The organism is Marinobacterium jannaschii DSM 6295 (assembly GCF_000620085.1).
Classification (GTDB): domain Bacteria; phylum Pseudomonadota; class Gammaproteobacteria; order Pseudomonadales; family Balneatricaceae; genus Pontibacterium; species Pontibacterium jannaschii.
The window spans coordinates 50,459-67,200 of record NZ_KK211071.1 but is presented as its reverse complement, the minus strand read 5'-3'; the positions used below and the strand labels follow the sequence as shown (position 1 = coordinate 67,200).

At 53.6% G+C, this 16,742-nt stretch carries 15 protein-coding genes and 1 pseudogene; 12 read left to right on the top strand and 4 right to left on the bottom strand.

Going from position 1 to position 16,742, the window contains the following annotated elements:
* Positions 1 to 601: pseudogene (locus Q354_RS28815) on the bottom strand (transposase); the annotation flags it as partial.
* A 392-nt stretch (positions 602 to 993) separates the two neighbouring features.
* On the opposite strand from Q354_RS28815, the gene Q354_RS0124030 reads away from it, so the two are divergent.
* The 3 genes from Q354_RS0124030 to Q354_RS0124020 all read left to right on the top strand — a co-directional run bounded on the left by Q354_RS0124030 (position 994) and on the right by Q354_RS0124020 (position 4,244).
* The gene (locus tag Q354_RS0124030; RefSeq protein WP_169828936.1) at positions 994 to 2,238 is read left to right on the top strand and encodes a DUF3592 domain-containing protein; all 1,245 of its coding nucleotides are present in this window, start codon (positions 994 to 996) and stop codon (positions 2,236 to 2,238) included.
* A gap of 336 nt (positions 2,239 to 2,574) precedes the next feature.
* Positions 2,575 to 3,090, top strand: a complete 516-nt coding sequence (locus Q354_RS0124025; RefSeq protein ID WP_027859849.1) for a P-loop NTPase family protein — start codon at positions 2,575 to 2,577, stop codon at positions 3,088 to 3,090.
* A 143-nt stretch (positions 3,091 to 3,233) separates the two neighbouring features.
* Entirely contained in the window at positions 3,234 to 4,244 is a 1,011-nt protein-coding gene (locus Q354_RS0124020) for an alpha/beta hydrolase family protein (RefSeq protein WP_027859848.1), read from the top strand.
* An 83-nt stretch (positions 4,245 to 4,327) separates the two neighbouring features.
* Here the strand turns inward: Q354_RS0124020 and Q354_RS0124015 are convergent, their stop codons facing one another.
* A complete protein-coding gene (locus Q354_RS0124015; RefSeq protein WP_027859847.1) occupies positions 4,328 to 6,502 on the bottom strand; it encodes an esterase-like activity of phytase family protein in 2,175 nt (724 codons plus the stop codon).
* A 266-nt stretch (positions 6,503 to 6,768) separates the two neighbouring features.
* Here Q354_RS0124015 and Q354_RS28095 point away from each other — a divergent pair, with 266 nt between their 5' ends.
* Both Q354_RS28095 and Q354_RS0124005 read left to right on the top strand, forming a co-directional pair.
* The gene (locus Q354_RS28095) at positions 6,769 to 6,918 is read left to right on the top strand and encodes an oxidoreductase-like domain-containing protein (protein ID WP_084332746.1); all 150 of its coding nucleotides are present in this window, start codon (positions 6,769 to 6,771) and stop codon (positions 6,916 to 6,918) included.
* Between the two features lie 171 nt (positions 6,919 to 7,089).
* The gene (locus tag Q354_RS0124005; protein ID WP_027859846.1) at positions 7,090 to 7,431 is read left to right on the top strand and encodes a hypothetical protein; all 342 of its coding nucleotides are present in this window, start codon (positions 7,090 to 7,092) and stop codon (positions 7,429 to 7,431) included.
* 37 nt (positions 7,432 to 7,468) lie between these two features.
* On the opposite strand, the gene Q354_RS0124000 is transcribed toward Q354_RS0124005, so the two are convergent.
* Complete coding sequence (locus tag Q354_RS0124000) at positions 7,469 to 7,996, bottom strand: bacteriohemerythrin (RefSeq protein WP_027859845.1); 528 nt, start codon at positions 7,994 to 7,996, stop codon at positions 7,469 to 7,471.
* A gap of 480 nt (positions 7,997 to 8,476) precedes the next feature.
* Here Q354_RS0124000 and Q354_RS0123995 point away from each other — a divergent pair, with 480 nt between their 5' ends.
* The 5 genes from Q354_RS0123995 (at position 8,477) to Q354_RS0123975 (ending at position 13,077) form a co-directional block, all read left to right on the top strand.
* Complete coding sequence (locus Q354_RS0123995; RefSeq protein WP_027859844.1) at positions 8,477 to 9,553, top strand: hydrogenase small subunit; 1,077 nt, start codon at positions 8,477 to 8,479, stop codon at positions 9,551 to 9,553.
* Entirely contained in the window at positions 9,553 to 11,361 is a 1,809-nt protein-coding gene (locus Q354_RS0123990; RefSeq protein WP_027859843.1) for a nickel-dependent hydrogenase large subunit, read from the top strand. The genes Q354_RS0123995 and Q354_RS0123990 overlap by 1 nt, the downstream gene beginning before the upstream one ends.
* Positions 11,362 to 11,410: 49 nt before the next feature.
* A complete protein-coding gene (cybH, locus tag Q354_RS0123985; protein WP_027859842.1) occupies positions 11,411 to 12,154 on the top strand; it encodes a Ni/Fe-hydrogenase, b-type cytochrome subunit in 744 nt (247 codons plus the stop codon).
* Between the two features lie 180 nt (positions 12,155 to 12,334).
* Positions 12,335 to 12,622, top strand: a complete 288-nt coding sequence (locus tag Q354_RS27080) for a HigA family addiction module antitoxin (protein WP_036231423.1) — start codon at positions 12,335 to 12,337, stop codon at positions 12,620 to 12,622.
* Positions 12,623 to 12,831: 209 nt separating this feature from the next.
* Complete coding sequence (locus Q354_RS0123975) at positions 12,832 to 13,077, top strand: GlsB/YeaQ/YmgE family stress response membrane protein (protein ID WP_027859841.1); 246 nt, start codon at positions 12,832 to 12,834, stop codon at positions 13,075 to 13,077.
* A 181-nt stretch (positions 13,078 to 13,258) separates the two neighbouring features.
* On the opposite strand, the gene hppD is transcribed toward Q354_RS0123975, so the two are convergent.
* On the bottom strand, positions 13,259 to 14,293 hold the full coding sequence (gene hppD, locus Q354_RS0123970) for a 4-hydroxyphenylpyruvate dioxygenase (protein ID WP_027859840.1): 1,035 nt from the start codon (positions 14,291 to 14,293) through the stop codon (positions 13,259 to 13,261).
* A 159-nt stretch (positions 14,294 to 14,452) separates the two neighbouring features.
* Here hppD and Q354_RS28925 point away from each other — a divergent pair, with 159 nt between their 5' ends.
* Together Q354_RS28925 and Q354_RS0123960 are read left to right on the top strand one after the other, a co-directional pair.
* A complete protein-coding gene (locus Q354_RS28925; protein WP_169828935.1) occupies positions 14,453 to 15,334 on the top strand; it encodes a LysR family transcriptional regulator in 882 nt (293 codons plus the stop codon).
* Positions 15,335 to 15,541: 207 nt separating this feature from the next.
* Entirely contained in the window at positions 15,542 to 16,690 is a 1,149-nt protein-coding gene (locus Q354_RS0123960; RefSeq protein WP_245601120.1) for a Na/Pi symporter, read from the top strand.
* The last annotated feature ends 52 nt before the right edge of the window (positions 16,691 to 16,742 follow it).

Sequence of the window (16,742 nt, the reverse complement as noted above, 5' to 3'; positions counted from 1 at the left end):
TGTTTATACTTGTGCGGCCCTGGCTGCTTGCAGACTAAACCCTGCTCGCGCATTAGCGCTCGGACGCGGAAACGGCCGATCTCGTAGCCTTCGTCCTGCATCTGGGTCATGATCGTGCGGCTACCGGCTGAACTTCGGCTTTGTCTGAACAGCTCATTGACCTTGGCGCACTGTTCCAGCCGCTCAGTGTTAATCCGAGACTCTCTACGGCGGTATTCATAATAACTAGAACGGGCAATATCCAAAGCGCTACAGACCATATCCACCGGCTCTTGCTCACTTAACTGGTCTATCAGCGTGTACGATCGAGTTCGTCCGACATCAAGAGCGCCGTAGCCTTTTTTAGTATCGCCTTCTCCCTCTCCAGCCGGTTGATCCTGGCTTCCAGCTCCTGAATCTTTTGCTGTTCGGGTGTAAGTGCCTTTGACGCTGGCGTTACACCATCTCGCTCTGCACGCAACTGGTTAACCCAGCGCCGCAATGCGGTCTCACCCACATCAACTGCACGACTGGCTTCAGTCAGGCTGTAGCCCTGATCAACCACCAAGCTGGCGGCTTCCATTTTGAACTCGGTTGAAAACGAACGACGCTGTCTTGCCATTGAACACCTCTCCTTTGGTGGTGACTTTACCACCTTAAATGGTGTCCGGAATCATTAGACCACTACAGACTACTCCTATACAGTGATGGGCAGCACTAAGACGGTCACCGCATCTGGCAGCCCGATCAAATTCTGGTTTGCGCTGTTGTGGGATGGTGCTGTGTTTGTGGTTTGCTTCTACTTGGGCTTTATCGCCAGACTTAGTGCCGATAAGTAATCGCTCCTCTGTAAAAAATATTGCAGGTTGTACCTGTTCTTTGCGTCTTAAGCTCGGGTATAACGTCCTTCTAACCTTTGTCGGCATCCGGGTGCCTGCAATATTGACAGATTTTATGGCTGAGCCCTGTCACCGCTAAGCGTGGTATATGGCTGAGCTGAGTGAAGGATCAGCTATGTTCAGGGACGAGGGAAGGAATAGAAGGATTGTTCGAGGTCTGGTATCGATTGCGCTGGTTGTCAGCCTCTATATTGTCTACGACCGTGCGACTTTGCTGGTTAACGCTACCCAAGTGCCCTCGACCATTGTCGATTGTGGCAGTGAGTGGGTGAAGGTGAGTGATGGCCCTGCACGCAGTACGACCACCACTCGCTATCGTGACCAGGTACAGTATTATCCGATGGCGGTCTCGCCTGAGGGTGATAAGGCCGTAGGCTGGCTGATGATGCCAAACCGCTCTTGGTGTTCGCAGATGGTTGGCAGAGAGGTCTCTATCCTGGTGTACCCGGATAATCCGGCGGAAAATCGTATCTACAGCTTTCTGCAGTTCTGGGCGCTGCCGCTACTGATTTTGGCGTTTGCTATCTGTATTCCGCTGAGTCAGGTGACAGCCAGGGGGGTACGTCTGTTTGGTGCTGTGTTTGCGCTCTCCTTTACCGGCTTTGTTCTGGAGGAGCTGGGTAAGCTGGATTCCGGTTCCTCTCAATCCGAATCATCCCAATCTGAATCAGCGGATGGCAGTCAGACCCGCCCGGTTAAAGATTCACCCTCTAAAAAGGCGCTGGACCGCTGTGTCTATACCGCCAAGTACGAGGCAAAGCTTGAAGATCGATCTGAGCTGAAGTCCCTGCGCTGTATCGGCGAGGAAATTACAGATCTGTCATCGATTGCAGATCTGACCCAGCTGGAGGCATTGTATCTGCAGAATAATGCGCTCAACTCATTGCAGGGTATTGAGGCTTTCCCCCGGTTGAGGACGCTGTCTGTTGCCGGTAATAAGGCCCTGACCTCGACCCGTGGTATCGAGCATCTGCTGTTGCTGGAGGAGTTTCAGGCCAATAAGGCCTCGCTCAGCGACCTGAGCGGGATGGATAAGTTGGCGCAGCTGAAGGTGGTGGGGCTGATGATGAATGATATCCGTGATGTTTCGGCGTTTGCCGGACTGTCTCAGCTGGAAGATGTCACCCTGAATTACAACCGGATCAGCAATATTTCAGCCTTTGCTAACAAGCCAAAGCTGACCGCCTTTATGGCCTACAGCAATCAGATCTCTGATGCCTCAGCCTTGTTTGGCAACAGGGCGATGCTCAAGGTTGGCTTAAGAGGTAAGCGGGATATCCCTTGCGAACAGATTGATCAGATCAGGGCGGAGCTGGTGCCCGATGCCAAGGTGTACGGGCCTAAGCGCTGCGGTGAATAGGGTAGACTGAATCAGGCAAAAACAAGGCTGAATATTTCACCTGGTTTTTGAGGCTACGGACTTGATCCTGGTGGTCAGGCCTTGGCAATAGGTAAATGTTCACAGCTGCAGTGCTGGGCGTTTTGTGCACGAGTTACTTGGAGTTATCGTTGACATGAACATACCCATCGATCAGGATGATTGGATGAATACAAATCTTACGCATCAGACAGCTCGAATTATCATCATTCCATAGGAGTGGTGGTGTCTTTGTTGTGCGTTAATCATGGCAAACCCACCCAAGAGGTGGGTTTTCTGTTTCTACCTCTTTGGGTTGGTCTCAGTAACGGGGGTAGTATGAAAAGAGTTGCAGTATTCGGTAAGCCGGGAAATGGAAAGTCGACGTTGAGTAAACGCTTGGCATCAGCGACAGGTATACCATTGCACCCGCTAGATTCCATCGTCTATAAGAAAAATGGCGAGCAGGTCGACCGTAAGATATACGATGAGGAGCATGAAAAACTACTATCCTCTGAACGTTGGATTATCGATGGATTCGGGCCAGTAGATTCATTTTATAAACGGTTAGAGTCCGCTGATACGCTGATTTACATAGATCTGCCTTACCTCACCAGTTACTGGCTGGTCACCAAGCGGCTGCTTAAGGGGCTGGTGGTCAAACCTGAAGGTTGGCCCGATGGTAGCTCTGTAATCAAGGGCACCTTGCAAAGTTTTAAAGTGTTAAGGCTATGTCCCAAGTTCTGGAATGACAGTTTTATGCATAGATTAGAGCCGATATCGGCTAATAAATCTTTATATGTGATCAGGTCGATATCTGAGCTAGACCGCTTTATCGATAAGCATATTAAATAGGCGCATACAGTTATTACAGATGGGCCTAAGATGCTCGTTCTGTAGTTCAAGGGAAGCGCTATGATCACACTCTGTTTTGAGGGTAGGCGCAAGCTAATAACCAACTCACGGCATTCAGCGTATCTATAACATGGAGGTGCTTTTTGAAGATTCATTACAGCTTACTGTTACCCCTTGTGGTGTGTGGCATTGCCAACGCCAGTCAGCCGATGGAAGCGGGGCTAAAAATCGAATCGCTCTACAGTAGCGAGCGAGAGGCTGACGTTGAGGTTTATTACTGGTATCCGACACAGGAGAAGGGATCGGATTTCAGCGTTGGTAACAAGCGTATCTTTGAGGTGCCCCAGGTTAAGCTGAATGCCCCCTTGGCAGATTCAGAGAAGCCTTATCCGGTGATCTTGCTGGCCCATGGGGGGATGCGATCCTCATTTGTCCATAGTGGCTGGATCGCCTCTGAGCTGGCTAAGCAGGGTCATATCGTTGTGGTACCCAAGACTCCGCCTTTTAACGAAATCAACGCTACAACGGTGACTTCGGAGCTGATTCAACGACCGCAGGACCTGTTGCTTGGGCTGAATCATATTGAACAGGTCAGCGGCTTTGCCAATCGAATCGACAACGATAAAATCTCAGGTGTTGGTTTTTTTCTGGGCGGTACATCGCTGCTGACGCTGGCAGGGGCAGCGTTTGATCCTGATCGCTATCGGCGTTCCTGTGACGACACAGGCGTCAGTATCGATTGTGGCTGGTTACGCAAAAACAGTGTCTCCCTTGGTCAGGTGGCGGATAGCCAGATTCTGGCGACGCCAAAGGATGATCGCCTCAGCTCGCTGGTGGTTATCAATCCGGAACTAAGTAAGGCGCTGACGACTGAATCTCTTGGCGGAATCTCTGTGTCAGTCAAAGTGCTCGATCTGATCGGGAAGACGCAACATCCGCTAGAGCCAGCCGCCGGAATGTTGAAGTTGCCTTCCATCGAGTATCAACATATTGCTGCAGGCTCGCCCTTTAGTGCATTCACTGCCTGTACTGCGAAAGGAAAGAAAGTACTGGAGATGGAGGGAGAGGGTGAGATCTGCCAGGAAAGTGGCGGTAAGTCGCGGGCTGAGATCCATCAAGAGATTATCGATGAGGTGTTGTCGGCGCTTAAGTAGTGCCGCTGAGTTTATTTGTTGATAAGACAGATAAAAAATGGCCGGAATAACCGGCCATTTTTCGTTGTAGCCAGGTTTAATCCCTACATCTTACCGGTGGTAAAGAAGAAGGTTTCGCCGGAGCTGTCGTCAACACCGTCGTTGTCGGTGACGGCGTAGCCTTTACCGGAAGCATCGATGGTGAAGCCTTCGATCTTGTCGGTGACATAGCCGTTGGCTTTCATCAGGTCCGGGATAAAGTCGCGTACCAGCTCTTTCTTCACCACAGGCAGTTCGCCGCCCAGCGGTGCCGGTTTCAGCTCGCTCTGCTCGATCTTGTAGAGACGTTTGATCTTAGCGTTCTCGCCGATCTGGTTATCACGCTCGATGATGTAAACCTCATCCTCATGAGCGGTGATCTCTGACAGGCCGACCCAGCCGGTGCTGGCAGCTTCGGTTGGGTAGCGTACAGCGCCCCAGGTGTCGGTCTTCAGGTTGTAGGAGACCAGTTTTACGGTGTTGGCCGGGTCATCCTTCCACTGACGCTGGATAGCGATCCAGAGGCTATCGCCGATCACGGTGATACCTTCAGAGCCGAAGCGCTTTTCGTGCTTGAGTAGTGCTTCCGGGAAGTTCAGGGTGCGGTCGATCTCGCCCTGAGCGTTCACGTGATAGATGGCGTGCGGTACTTTCTTTTTGGTCTTGCCTTCGGAGGCCAGCCAGAAGCCGCCCTTACCGTCCAGTGCGATTCCTTCCAGATCCAGCTTCTCAGCAGGCTTTCCGTTGCGGGTAACGGGCAGGGCGCTGGTGATCTTCGCCGGGCTCTGGTTAGCGTCGATAGTGAAGATCGTTGGCTGGGTGGCGTAGAAGCTGTCGTTGACGGCGTAGAGCTTGCCGGCCAGATCATGATCGGCAGTCAGGCCGGACAGGGCGCCCCAGCCGATGGGCTGGCCAGCCGCGTTACGGCCGGACTTGATCTGCGGGTAACTGGCTGCTTTGCCATTCAGCTTGTAGACCATGACGTGAGAGCGAGGACCTTTATCTTCGATCAGGTCTTTTTCGTTGGCGCTGACCAGCAGGTTTCGTGACGGGATCGCCACCGCAGACTCAGGGCCGATGCCGGATGGCAGCAGCTGCATGAATTCCGGGGCCGCACCGGTGTCGCGGTAGACGCCGATCGCACCGCCGCGCTCGGAGAGTACGAAGATGTAGGTGTCCTTGCCGAATTTTCCAACCGCCAGACCTTCCGGTTCGTTACCTTTTTTGCCGGAGCGTTTTTCCGGGTAGTGACCGGCCATTATCACTTCATGTTCGAAGCCCGCACCGGATTCAAACAGTACACGGCCATCCTTGTGAAAGATGGTAAAGCCACGGGCGCCGCCATTCATATCGCCTTCGTTGGCGGTGACAAAGCGGTCGTTGTCGAGCCACTTAACAGAATCGGGTTCACGCAGGCGGTTCTGCTGGGTTTTGTCGAAGCTCAGCGCCTTATCTTTCGTCAGGTCGACCATCTGCAGGTCGACGCCACCGGCGGAGAAGTGATTGATCACCTTGCCTGTTTCAGCATCGACGATTACCAGGTGGTTGTTCTCCTGCAGGGTCACGACGATCTCATTGTTGCCGTTGAAATCGACAAACTCCGGCTCAGGGTCTTCGCCGCCGATCTCGGCCAGTCCGGTCAGCTCGACACGACGCATCTCATCACATTCAGGCTTTCCATCTTCCAGTGGCGCAATCACCAGGAAGCCTGCTGGCAGCTGGGGCAGTACGCCCTCGCCCAGGTCTTCATCACGCTCATTCTCGATCGCCACGGCGACGAATTTTCCATCCTTGGACACAGCGACTGAATCTGGCTGACCGCCCAGATCGCACTGCTTCTCGATTTTTCTGTCGTCCAGATCGATCGCTGCCAGGAAACCGCTGGGCTGGGTGTAGCTTTCAGAAGTGTTGATACCCGCCAGTACATAGTCGCCGCTGAAGGCCACGGAGGTGGGTTCACCGGCAGTTTTAATAAAGCCTTTGGCTTCAGGCTCGTCGGCATCGCTGATATCGATAATGCCCAGACCTTCCAGCGGGCTGTCGGAGTACACCAGCGTTTTGCCATCTTCAGAGACGTCGATAATCTCAGCCGAGGTCTCTGTTTTGATATCGCTGTTGGCCGGAAGGTTCTTGATTGTAGAAAAACTCGCAATTCGATTAAACGCATCAGCCTGTGCGCCAGTCGCGGCTGCGGCAACCATGATGGCCAGGGCGCTGCGGCGGAAAGTACGATTAAACATCGTTGTACTCCGTATTCCATATCTGGGTTGAAAGAGGCATCGAATGTAGCCCCGGCAAATGACGTTGGTATTACCTCTTCAAGACAGTCGATTATTGGTGAAGGACTGACAACCGGCAATCGAGCTGTGAAAAAAGTTACTTTCCGGTATCTGGCGAAATGGAATTACCCCTGCGACCAGCGTCCAATAGCCGAGAGCCGTCGATTTATTTAGACTGTCCCTTTTAAACCCTGATATCAGGGCTGTTGTAGTGAGGAGTATGGGTAATGAGTGATCAGGAAAGGCCGCAGCCACCGGGTGAGCATGAATGTTGTGAAGGCGGCTGTTCTCCCTGTGTCTGGGATACGTACTATGAAGAGTTAAATGAGTGGCAGGCGAAGTATCTGGCACAGAAAAAAGAAGACGAATCGGAATAATTTCTGATGTAATGATGAAAGATGTCGGCTTTCATGGAGTGCGAGCTTTGACCTGCTCCGTGAGGATGCAGCTGCCTGATTGATCGCAGTGAAAATGGCCTCGGTGCAGGGTCTAACCTATAACAAGAACGACTTGCTGTTTGCGGTCAAAGGGATTTAAGGAATATTTGAATGGCAGTAGGTAACTTACCTGATTCAATGAAACTTACAGTTATTATGCGGATCGAACCGGGCTGTCTGGGGCCGAATGGCGATAATCTGGTTGATCATTTCTGCCGTTTTGCCTCCCCGGCGTTTGGGCAGCTGGACACAGACTTCGTCAACTGGCAGCTGGTACCGCGACGGGATAAGACGCTTCCTGAGTTTGAGTACCATGTTAATAAAAAACGCCTGTCTGAGAATCAGGTCGGGCGCTATTTGTCATTGCATAATCGTCCCTTCGATGATTTTGAAAACGATATGAATATGCAGCTGCTGGACAGTATTGAAGCCTTTCAGCAGAGAATTGCCTGAAAACCCACTCATCAGTTAGCCTGGCGCAGCTGAGCGCTTAACGCCCAGAAAGGGAATCGGGTTTATTGCTTTCAGAGGCATTAAGCGCAGCAGATGGCGTGGCTTTGCTTTCCGGCTTTTCCGGCACCATTTTGTCCGCCGCGATATACATCGCGGCCACACTGTCCATTCGGGTAATGTGGCTGACCAGCCAGGGCGCCAGCTCCCGAGTCAGGTAGTGATCCAGCCGGTCAGCGTTACCGGCTGTCAGCCATTTCCGGCGCGCTCTCACCAGCTTTTCTAACGCTTCCCTATGTTCCTCAATATGCTGTGGCGCAGCAGGAAAGGCCCTGCGCTGCATTTCTTTGTTTTCATATTCAAATTGCTGTGCCGTGTGGCTGATCAGCATGTCGATCGATTCGGTAATGGCATAGTCGTGCGGGTCACCTCCTTTACTGGCGATAAGCAGGTCATACAGGCGATTAGCGAGATCGGCGAATATATTGTGCGCTTCGTTGTAGCTATCCAGCACAACACCGGTCAGGGGATGGAGATCTATCAGGGTACTGGTGTGAGAGTTGTGCATGGCTGTGAAAATCCCTGTTATTTGCTCTGGCCTACGGTCCGATCGCGGGCGGAAATCGCGACGGTTTTTGCTCTGAACATGCTTAGATTACTGCCCCAGCGTAGCTTGTACGCTGCTCTTCTCGGTGCGCTCTCTCTTGCTCTTCTCGGCGGTGCAGGACTCCCGGCCAACCCTGCTTTTGCTTCCCGACGGGAACATGAGTCCAATCGGTCAGTTTCACTATGATGGGCGATGACGCTAGCGCCATATTGCTACCTCAGGGTGTCAGTTGAGTTACCGGTTGGTTATGCAGGCTGGATAGTCGGTTTGCTTCTCGATTCTGCCGCCGTGGGCCGGACTGCAGTGCCCGCGAGGGTGTGCGGTATTGGTACGTCGTTTGCTTCGCTGTTTTTCCTAACAACAACGAAAAAGGCAGGCGATCATTCCTCAAAAGGGAGGGCGTCTGTGGAGTGGCTGTTCCCACGTGACGGAGAGTACCGAATGCCCCAGATTGAAACGTTCTATGAGGTGATGCGCAGGCAGGGCATCACGCGACGAAGCTTCCTTAAATACTGTAGCCTGACGGCCGCCGCGCTAGGCCTGGGGCCTGCGTTTGCGCCACGTATTGCTAATGCGATGGAAACCAGGCCTCGCACTCCGGTGCTCTGGTTGCATGGTCTGGAATGTACCTGCTGTTCCGAATCCTTTATCCGCTCTGCCCATCCGCTGGTTAAGGATGTGGTGCTGTCGATGATCTCCCTCGACTATGACGACACGCTGATGGCTGCCGCGGGTCATCAGGCGGAGCAGGCGCTCGAAGACACCATAAAGAAATATAAGGGCGAATATATCCTTGCGGTCGAGGGTAATCCGCCTCTGAACGAAGACGGTATGTTCTGTATCGTCGGTGGCAAGCCTTTCCTCGACCAGCTGAAACATGCGGCTAAGGATGCCAAGGCGATTATTGCCTGGGGTTCCTGCGCTTCCTGGGGCTGTGTGCAGGCGGCCCGTCCGAACCCGACCCAGGCGGTACCTATCCATAAGGTGATTACCGATAAACCGATTATAAAAGTGCCGGGCTGTCCGCCGATCGCTGAGGTTATGACCGGCGTCATCTCCTATATGCTGACCTTCGGCAAGGTACCTGAGCTGGACCGCCAGGGCCGGCCTAAGATGTTCTACAGCCAGCGCATACACGATAAATGCTACCGCCGTCCGCACTTCGATGCCGGTCAGTTCGTTGAGAGCTGGGATGACGAAGGCGCACGTAAGGGCTATTGCCTCTATAAGGTCGGTTGTAAGGGCCCCACCACCTATAACGCCTGTTCCACTGTACGCTGGAATGAAGGCACTTCCTTCCCGATCCAGGCCGGTCACGGCTGTATCGGTTGCTCCGAAGATGGTTTCTGGGATAAAGGCTCATTCTATGATCGCCTGACCGATATCCAACAGTTCGGTATTGAGAAAAACGCCGACGAGATCGGTATGGCTGCTGCGGGTGCAGTCGGGGCCGGTATAGCGGCGCACGCTGCCGTATCCGCTATTAAACGCGCCCAGCACAAAGGAGATCATGAATAATGACTAAGCCGTTAAATGCCAGCGACCTCGACAATAGTGGCCGCCGTATCGTCGTCGACCCGGTAACGCGTATCGAAGGGCATATGCGCTGCGAGGTGAACGTCGATAAGAACAATGTGATCCGTAACGCGATCTCCACCGGTACTATGTGGCGGGGCCTTGAAGTTATCCTGAAAGGCCGCGACCCGCGTGATGCCTGGGCTTTTGTCGAGCGTATCTGTGGCGTCTGTACCGGGACTCACGCCCTGACATCGGTGCGAGCGGTTGAAGACGCACTGGATATCCAGATCCCTTACAACGCTTACCTGATCCGTCACCTGATGGATAAAACTCTGCAGGTGCATGACCATATTGTGCACTTCTACCACCTGCATACACTGGATTGGGTGAATCCGGTCAATGCGCTGAAAGCCGATCCGAAGAAGACCTCGGAGCTGCAGCAGATGGTCTCTCCGCACCATCCGAAGTCCAGTCCGGGCTACTTCAAGGATGTGCAGACCCGCCTGAAGCGTTTTGTCGAGGGGGGGCAGCTGGGACTGTTCTCCAACGGCTACTGGGACAACCCGGCCTATAAACTGCCGCCCGAAGCGGACCTGATGGCCGTGTCGCACTACCTGGAGGCGCTGGATCTGCAGAAAGAGGTAGTGAAGATTCATGCCATCTTTGGCGGCAAGAACCCCCATCCGAACTATATGGTGGGCGGCGTCGCCTGTGCTATCAATATGGACGATACCGGGGCCTCCGGTGCGCCGGTCAATATGGTCACGCTGAACTTCGTGCTGGAGCGTATCAGAGAGGTTCAGGCCTTTACCAAAAACGTTTACCTGCCTGATGTGATGGCGATTGCCAGCATCTACAAGGACTGGCTTTACGGTGGTGGTCTGGCGGCAGAAAACCTGCTCTCCTATGGCACCTACGCCACCATACAGGACGACAAGTCCAGCGAATTGCTACCGGCCGGTGCGATTGTCGGTGGTAACTGGAACGAGATCCACGAAGTGGATGTGCGTGATCCAAACCAGATTCAGGAGGTGGTCGATCACTCCTGGTACAAGTACGCTAATGGTGTGTCGGGCCTGCATCCATGGGATGGGGAAACCGATCCGCACTTTGAGCTGGGGCCGAACTTTAAGGGCACCAAGACCAACATCAAAGAGCTGGATGAGTCAGCCAAGTACAGCTGGATTAAAGCACCGCGCTGGAAGGGCCATGCGATGGAAGTGGGGCCGCTGGCACGCTACATCATCGCCTACGCCGCGGGCAAAGAGTACATCAAAGAGCAGGTGGACCGTTCGCTGGCGGGCTTTAACCAGAACACCGGCCTCGACCTGGGGCTGAAACAGTTCCTGCCATCCACCCTGGGTCGCACCCTGGCTCGCGCGCTGGAGTGTGAACTCTGTGCCGATACGATGCTGGATGACTGGCATAGTCTGGTGAACAACATCAAGAACGGTGATTCTTCCACCGCAAACGTCGAAAAGTGGGATCCGAGTACCTGGCCGAAAGAGGCCAAGGGGGTTGGGATCAATGAGGCACCGCGCGGGGCGCTGGGCCACTGGATCAAGATTAAAGACGGCAAGATCGAGAACTACCAGGCGATTGTACCGACCACCTGGAACGGTTGCCCGCGTGATGCGGATGGCAACATCGGTGCCTTTGAAGCCTCGCTGCTGAATACGCCGATGGAACGTCCGGACGAGCCGGTTGAAATTCTGCGTACGTTGCATAGCTTCGACCCATGTCTGGCTTGCTCTACCCATGTCATGTCTGAAGACGGTCAGGAACTGTCGAAGGTCAAAATCCGCTAACGAGCAGCGCGGCGCGTCACGCGCCGCGCTGCCCGAGGAGGTCACGAGAATGACAAAGGCAGTGAATGAAAATGATGCCCGCAATGCCGAGCAGCAAAGCCGCTCTCAGCTGCGCCAGCGCAAGCAGACCGCGGTATATGTCTACGAGGCGCCGGTCAGGTTATGGCACTGGATAACCGTTTTATCGGTGATCGTACTCTGTGCCAGTGGCTATTTTATCGGTTCGCCTCTACCGACAATGCCGGGGGAGGCGATCGATAACTATCTGATGGGATATATCCGCTTCGCACATTTTGCGGCGGGCTACATTCTGGCAGTGGCGTTTATAGGCCGGATCTACTGGGCGATTGTTGGCAACCATCATGCCCGGGAGCTGTTTATTGTGCCCTTGCACAGGAAGCAGTGGTGGGCTGAAGCCTGGCATGAGGTGCGCTGGTATCTGTTTCTGGAGAAGACGCCGAAGAAGTATATCGGTCATAACCCGCTGGGCCAGCTGGCGATGTTCAGCTTCTTTGTGTTGGGAAATACGTTCATGATCCTGACCGGCTTTGCCCTCTATAGTGAAGGCCTGGGGCAGGGCAGCTGGGCCGATATCGGGTTTGGCTGGATCATTCCGCTGATGGGACAGAGTCAGGATGTCCATACATGGCACCACCTCGGTATGTGGTACATCATTCTGTTTGTGATGATCCATGTCTATGTGGCGGTGCGTGAGGACATCATGTCGCGCCAGAGCCTGATCTCAACCATGGTTGGCGGATGGCGCATGTTTAAGGATAACCGCCCGGACTAGTCGGACATCCCGGCCGGGTAAGGGCAGGAGGGGCAATATGTCCTGTCACGACAGTCAGTTTCTCTAAACCGTTAGGCGTGTTGCCAGCAGGGTTGTCACGGCCCTCGCACCGTACTGCCGGATCAGTCATTCAGCAGGCTGGATCAGCCCCCGGCAGTACGGATTTTTTGGGAAGTTAAGATGCAATACTGGCGCTATACTCCACGCAAACCGCAACATCCGGGGTTGCTGCTGGAGCACTGTTACCTGACGCCACTGGGGATCAGTCAGTCACGGCTGGCAAAGCAACTGGGCATCTCCCGTCGGCGAGTGAATGAGATTGTTAACGGCCAGCGAGCGATTACCGCTGATACAGCACTGCGCCTGTCTGAATTTTTTAATACCACTCCGATGTTCTGGCTTGAAAAGCAGCAACTCTGGGAGCTGTATCTGGCAAGTCGCCAGAGCAGCTGCGTAAGGCCAGGCTGAGCGCAGCTAGCTTCCCTGTCCCGGACAATCATCCCGCCTGAATTTTGTCACCTTGTTATTGAACGGAAATTACATATTCTGCCACTTTAGCTACTATTGAATGCAGGTGCAGCTGTTAACGTCGTGAGGCAGGGGTCCTTAGTCCGCGTGGAAGGCAGGGCGCGTTAGCACCCTTAATTCAAACATGTCTCATCAACGAGGTGCGTCCTATGGGTATTATTTCGTGGATTATTCTCGGCCTGATCGCCGGTGCGTTGGCAAAGTGGCTGATGCCGGGTAAAGATGGCGGCGGCTGGATTATGACTATGGTACTGGGGATTGCCGGTGCTTTTGTCGGTGGCTGGCTGGGGTCATTCTTTGGCCTGGGAACCACCGGAGGGCTGAGTATAGGCAGTATCCTTACGGCGACTGCCGGCGCTTTTGTGCTGCTGTTTCTCTATAAGAAGCTGGCCTGACCCTATAGAGGACCTTTCCGTTATTTGCCTGTGATATCTGGGCAAAAACAATTGCTTGATACCCTTCCGTCACGAGCTAACTACAGAAGGCCCTTGCCCGCAAGGCGAGCCTGGTGATGAATAATGGCCATGGGCAGTCGCCATGGCCTGCTTTAGATCTCTGTGCTTTTGTAGCAAGTCTTCAAAGAACGCCGCGGCGTTGCTGATCCCGCTCGATCGACTCGAACAGGGCCTGGAAGTTGCCCTCGCCAAAGCCCTGATTATCATGCCGCTGGATCATCTCGATAAAGATCGGGCCGAACAGATTGCGGGTGAATATCTGTAACAGATAACCGCGTTCATCGCCATCCACCAGCACCTGATGATCATGTATCCGCTGGTGATCCTCTGCGACATGGGGTACCCGCTGGAACACCTCATCATAATAGTGCTCACTGATGTCCAGCGTATCAATCACGCTGCGGTCGAGGCCATCCAGTGATGCCAACAGGTCGTTGGTGAGAAAGGCGATGTGCTGCACACCGGGGCCATGGTACTGGGTCAGATACTCGTCGATCTGGTTATTGTTATCGTCCTTACCCTCATTGATCGGAATACAGAAACTGCCGTCCGGCGAGCGCAATGCATAGGAGATCAGCCCGGTTTTCTGTCCCTTGATATCGAAGTAGCGCACCTCTTCAAAGCCGAAAACCTCTTTATAGAAACTGGCCCAGCGTTCCATAGTGCCTTTGTAGACATTATTAGTGAGATGGTCGATAGCGATAAATCCCAGGTCAGGCACATGCTGTGGTTTCTCTAACGGCTCAAAGTCACTCTGATAGATATTGCCCTGAGGCCCCCAGCGATCAATAAAATAGATCAGGCTGTCCCCGATGCCGTAGATGGCCGGATAGGGCAGGTCTGTCCTGGTCGGGTCTGCAGCCCTTGCGCCACGCCGGATCGCCTCAGCACGGGCATACTCCGCATTATCGACCCGCCAGCCCATCGAGCAGATGGCCGGACCATGCTGCCGCGCAAATTCGGCGGAAAACCCTGCCCGCTGGTGGTTAAGCAGGAAGTGGATGTCATTCTGGTTGTAGTAGCTGATATCGCGGGTCTTATGGCGTTTCAGGTGGGAAAAGCCAAAAGCGGTATAAACCTGATGCATATAGTCGGTATCTGGTGAGGCAAACTCGGTAAATTCAATCCCCCTCAGACCTATCGGATTGTGTTTCATAACACACCTCTTATCGACAATGGATATCTATACGTTTGAGCCGATTCCGGTACTGCGAGTTCTGAATGGCTGATTCCCTAATCAAGCTAATCGCTTTGAATTATCTGAAAAAGCGCAATATCTTTTACAAGATGATCAAAAATATTGATGGAGTTTCCTGTGGCCCCGGATCTGGAAGCATTACGAGTACTGATTGCTATTGTCGACAGCGGTAGCTTCGCGGCGGCAGCGCGCTATCTGCACAAAACCCAGTCAGCCGTCAGTTACCAGCTTGCTAAGCTGGAGCAGCAGCTGGGATGTGAGCTGTTCGATCGCAGTGGCTACCGTGCGGCGCTGACACCGGTGGGAGAGCGCTTGACGGAGGAGGCACGAAAGCTGTTACGCCAGGCCGAGTCGGTCTCTCAGCTGGTACATCGTATTTCAGCAGGCTGGGAGCCCCAGTTGAAGCTGATCACAGACGGCATGTTGCCGATAGCGCCCCTGCTGGGCCTGCTTAAGCAGATGGGGGCGCGGGATATTCCCACCCGTGTATTGCTGCGGGTTGAGTTCCTCAGCGGCGTACAGCGCCGCTTTACGGCCGAGGATGCGGATATGATGCTGACCCTGGAGTACAAACCTGATTCCGCATTAACGGCGATTCCGCTGAAGCCCGTTGAGGCGGTACTAGTGGCGGTAAATGATCATCCGCTGGCGCAGCAGTCCGACATTTCGCTGGCGCAGTTGCAGCAGCAAACCGAACTGACAGTGGCGGACTCCGGATGTGATGATGCCAGCGGCGGCTCTCAGACGTTTGGCTCAGAGAGGATCTACTATCTGTCTGACTTTAATGCCAAATATCAGGCGCTGCGGATGGGGGCCGGCTATGGCTGGATGCCACTGGCACTGGTGGCTGACGATCTGGAGAGCGGTTTGCTTGTTGAGCTGGACTCTGTGCAGGATTCACGCATCACCTACCGGCCTCAGTTGGTGTTTCCGGCACTTGCGGGAGAGGGGCGCGCGGCCTGCTGGTTAAGACATGAACTGTCTGAAATATTTGCCTGATCTCTGATGCTTACCAGCCAGAGCGATCGGACTGAAAGCCGCGCCAAATCAATGTTTCAGCAATCTTTCAGAAAAGTTACCGCAATGTAACAAAAGCGTCATATATATCCGAAATAATCCCGTCATAATTTCGCAACATAACAAGAACTATAGCGCTCGAATTCAGGGGATTCCCCACAATAATTTCGGATGATGAGGTTTTACATCGTGGACGCTACTAATACTTCACTGCCACTGGATACCGGCAGATCTCAATGGGGACGCTGGATAACGATTGTCGGCATGATCTATCTGCTGCTGGTGGCAGTGGGCATGATCGGTACCGGTTTCAAGTGGTCTACTGCCGGTGAAGCGAAAGAGCTGTTTGCTTTCGCGGCGAACCCGTTTCTTGGCCTGATAATCGGTACCGTGGCCACGGCGCTGATTCAGTCCTCCAGTACAGTGACATCAATTATTGTTGGCCTGGTGGCCGGCGGCTTACCGGTTGAGTCCGCGATACCGATGATTATGGGTGCCAATATCGGTACCACGATTACCAATACCATCGTCAGCCTGGGGCATATCCGTAAGGTTGAAGAGTTTAAGCGTGCCTTTGCCGCGGCGACTATCCATGACTTCTTCAACCTGATGGCGGTAATTATCTTCCTGCCACTGGAGCTGATGTTTGGTTTCCTGGAGAAGATCAGCGGCTTTATGGCATCGCTGCTGGCCGGTGGTGATTCGATGAGCATCAAGGGCATGAACTTTATCAAGCCATTGGTAAAGCCGGTGACCTCTTCGGTTAAAGGTTCGCTGGACTCTCTGCCTGAGCCGGTCGGCGGTATTGTGATGATCCTGCTGGGCGTTGCGCTGATTATTGTCTCTGTTGCGGTGGTCGGTAAGCTGCTGAAAAAGGCGCTGGTAGGGCGGGCCAAGGAGATGCTGCATAACGCGATCGGTCGTGGTCCGTTTACCGGTATCGTTTCCGGATCTTTCGTGACGGTACTGGTGCAGTCTTCTTCAACCACCACCAGCCTTATGGTGCCGCTGGTGGGCTCTGGTGTACTGAAAGTACGTGATATCTATCCATTTACGCTGGGTGCCAATATAGGGACTTGTATCACCGCTCTGCTGGCAGCTACCGCTGTTAGTGGTGATGCGGCAATCTTTGCCCTGCAGATTGCACTGGTGCATCTGACGTATAACGTACTGGCGGTGTGTCTGATATTTGGTGTGCCGATGCTGCGCAATATCCCCCTGACGCTGGCAGACAAGCTGTCAGATGTGGCCGCTGAGCGTAAGTCAATTGCTCTGGGCTATGTGGTGACGGTGTTCTTCCTCGTGCCAGGCGCATTGATCTTCGTCAGTCAGATCTGATCAGGTATGGCCGGGTCGGCTGATCCGGTCGAGGCTAAATGCGAAGCGCGAT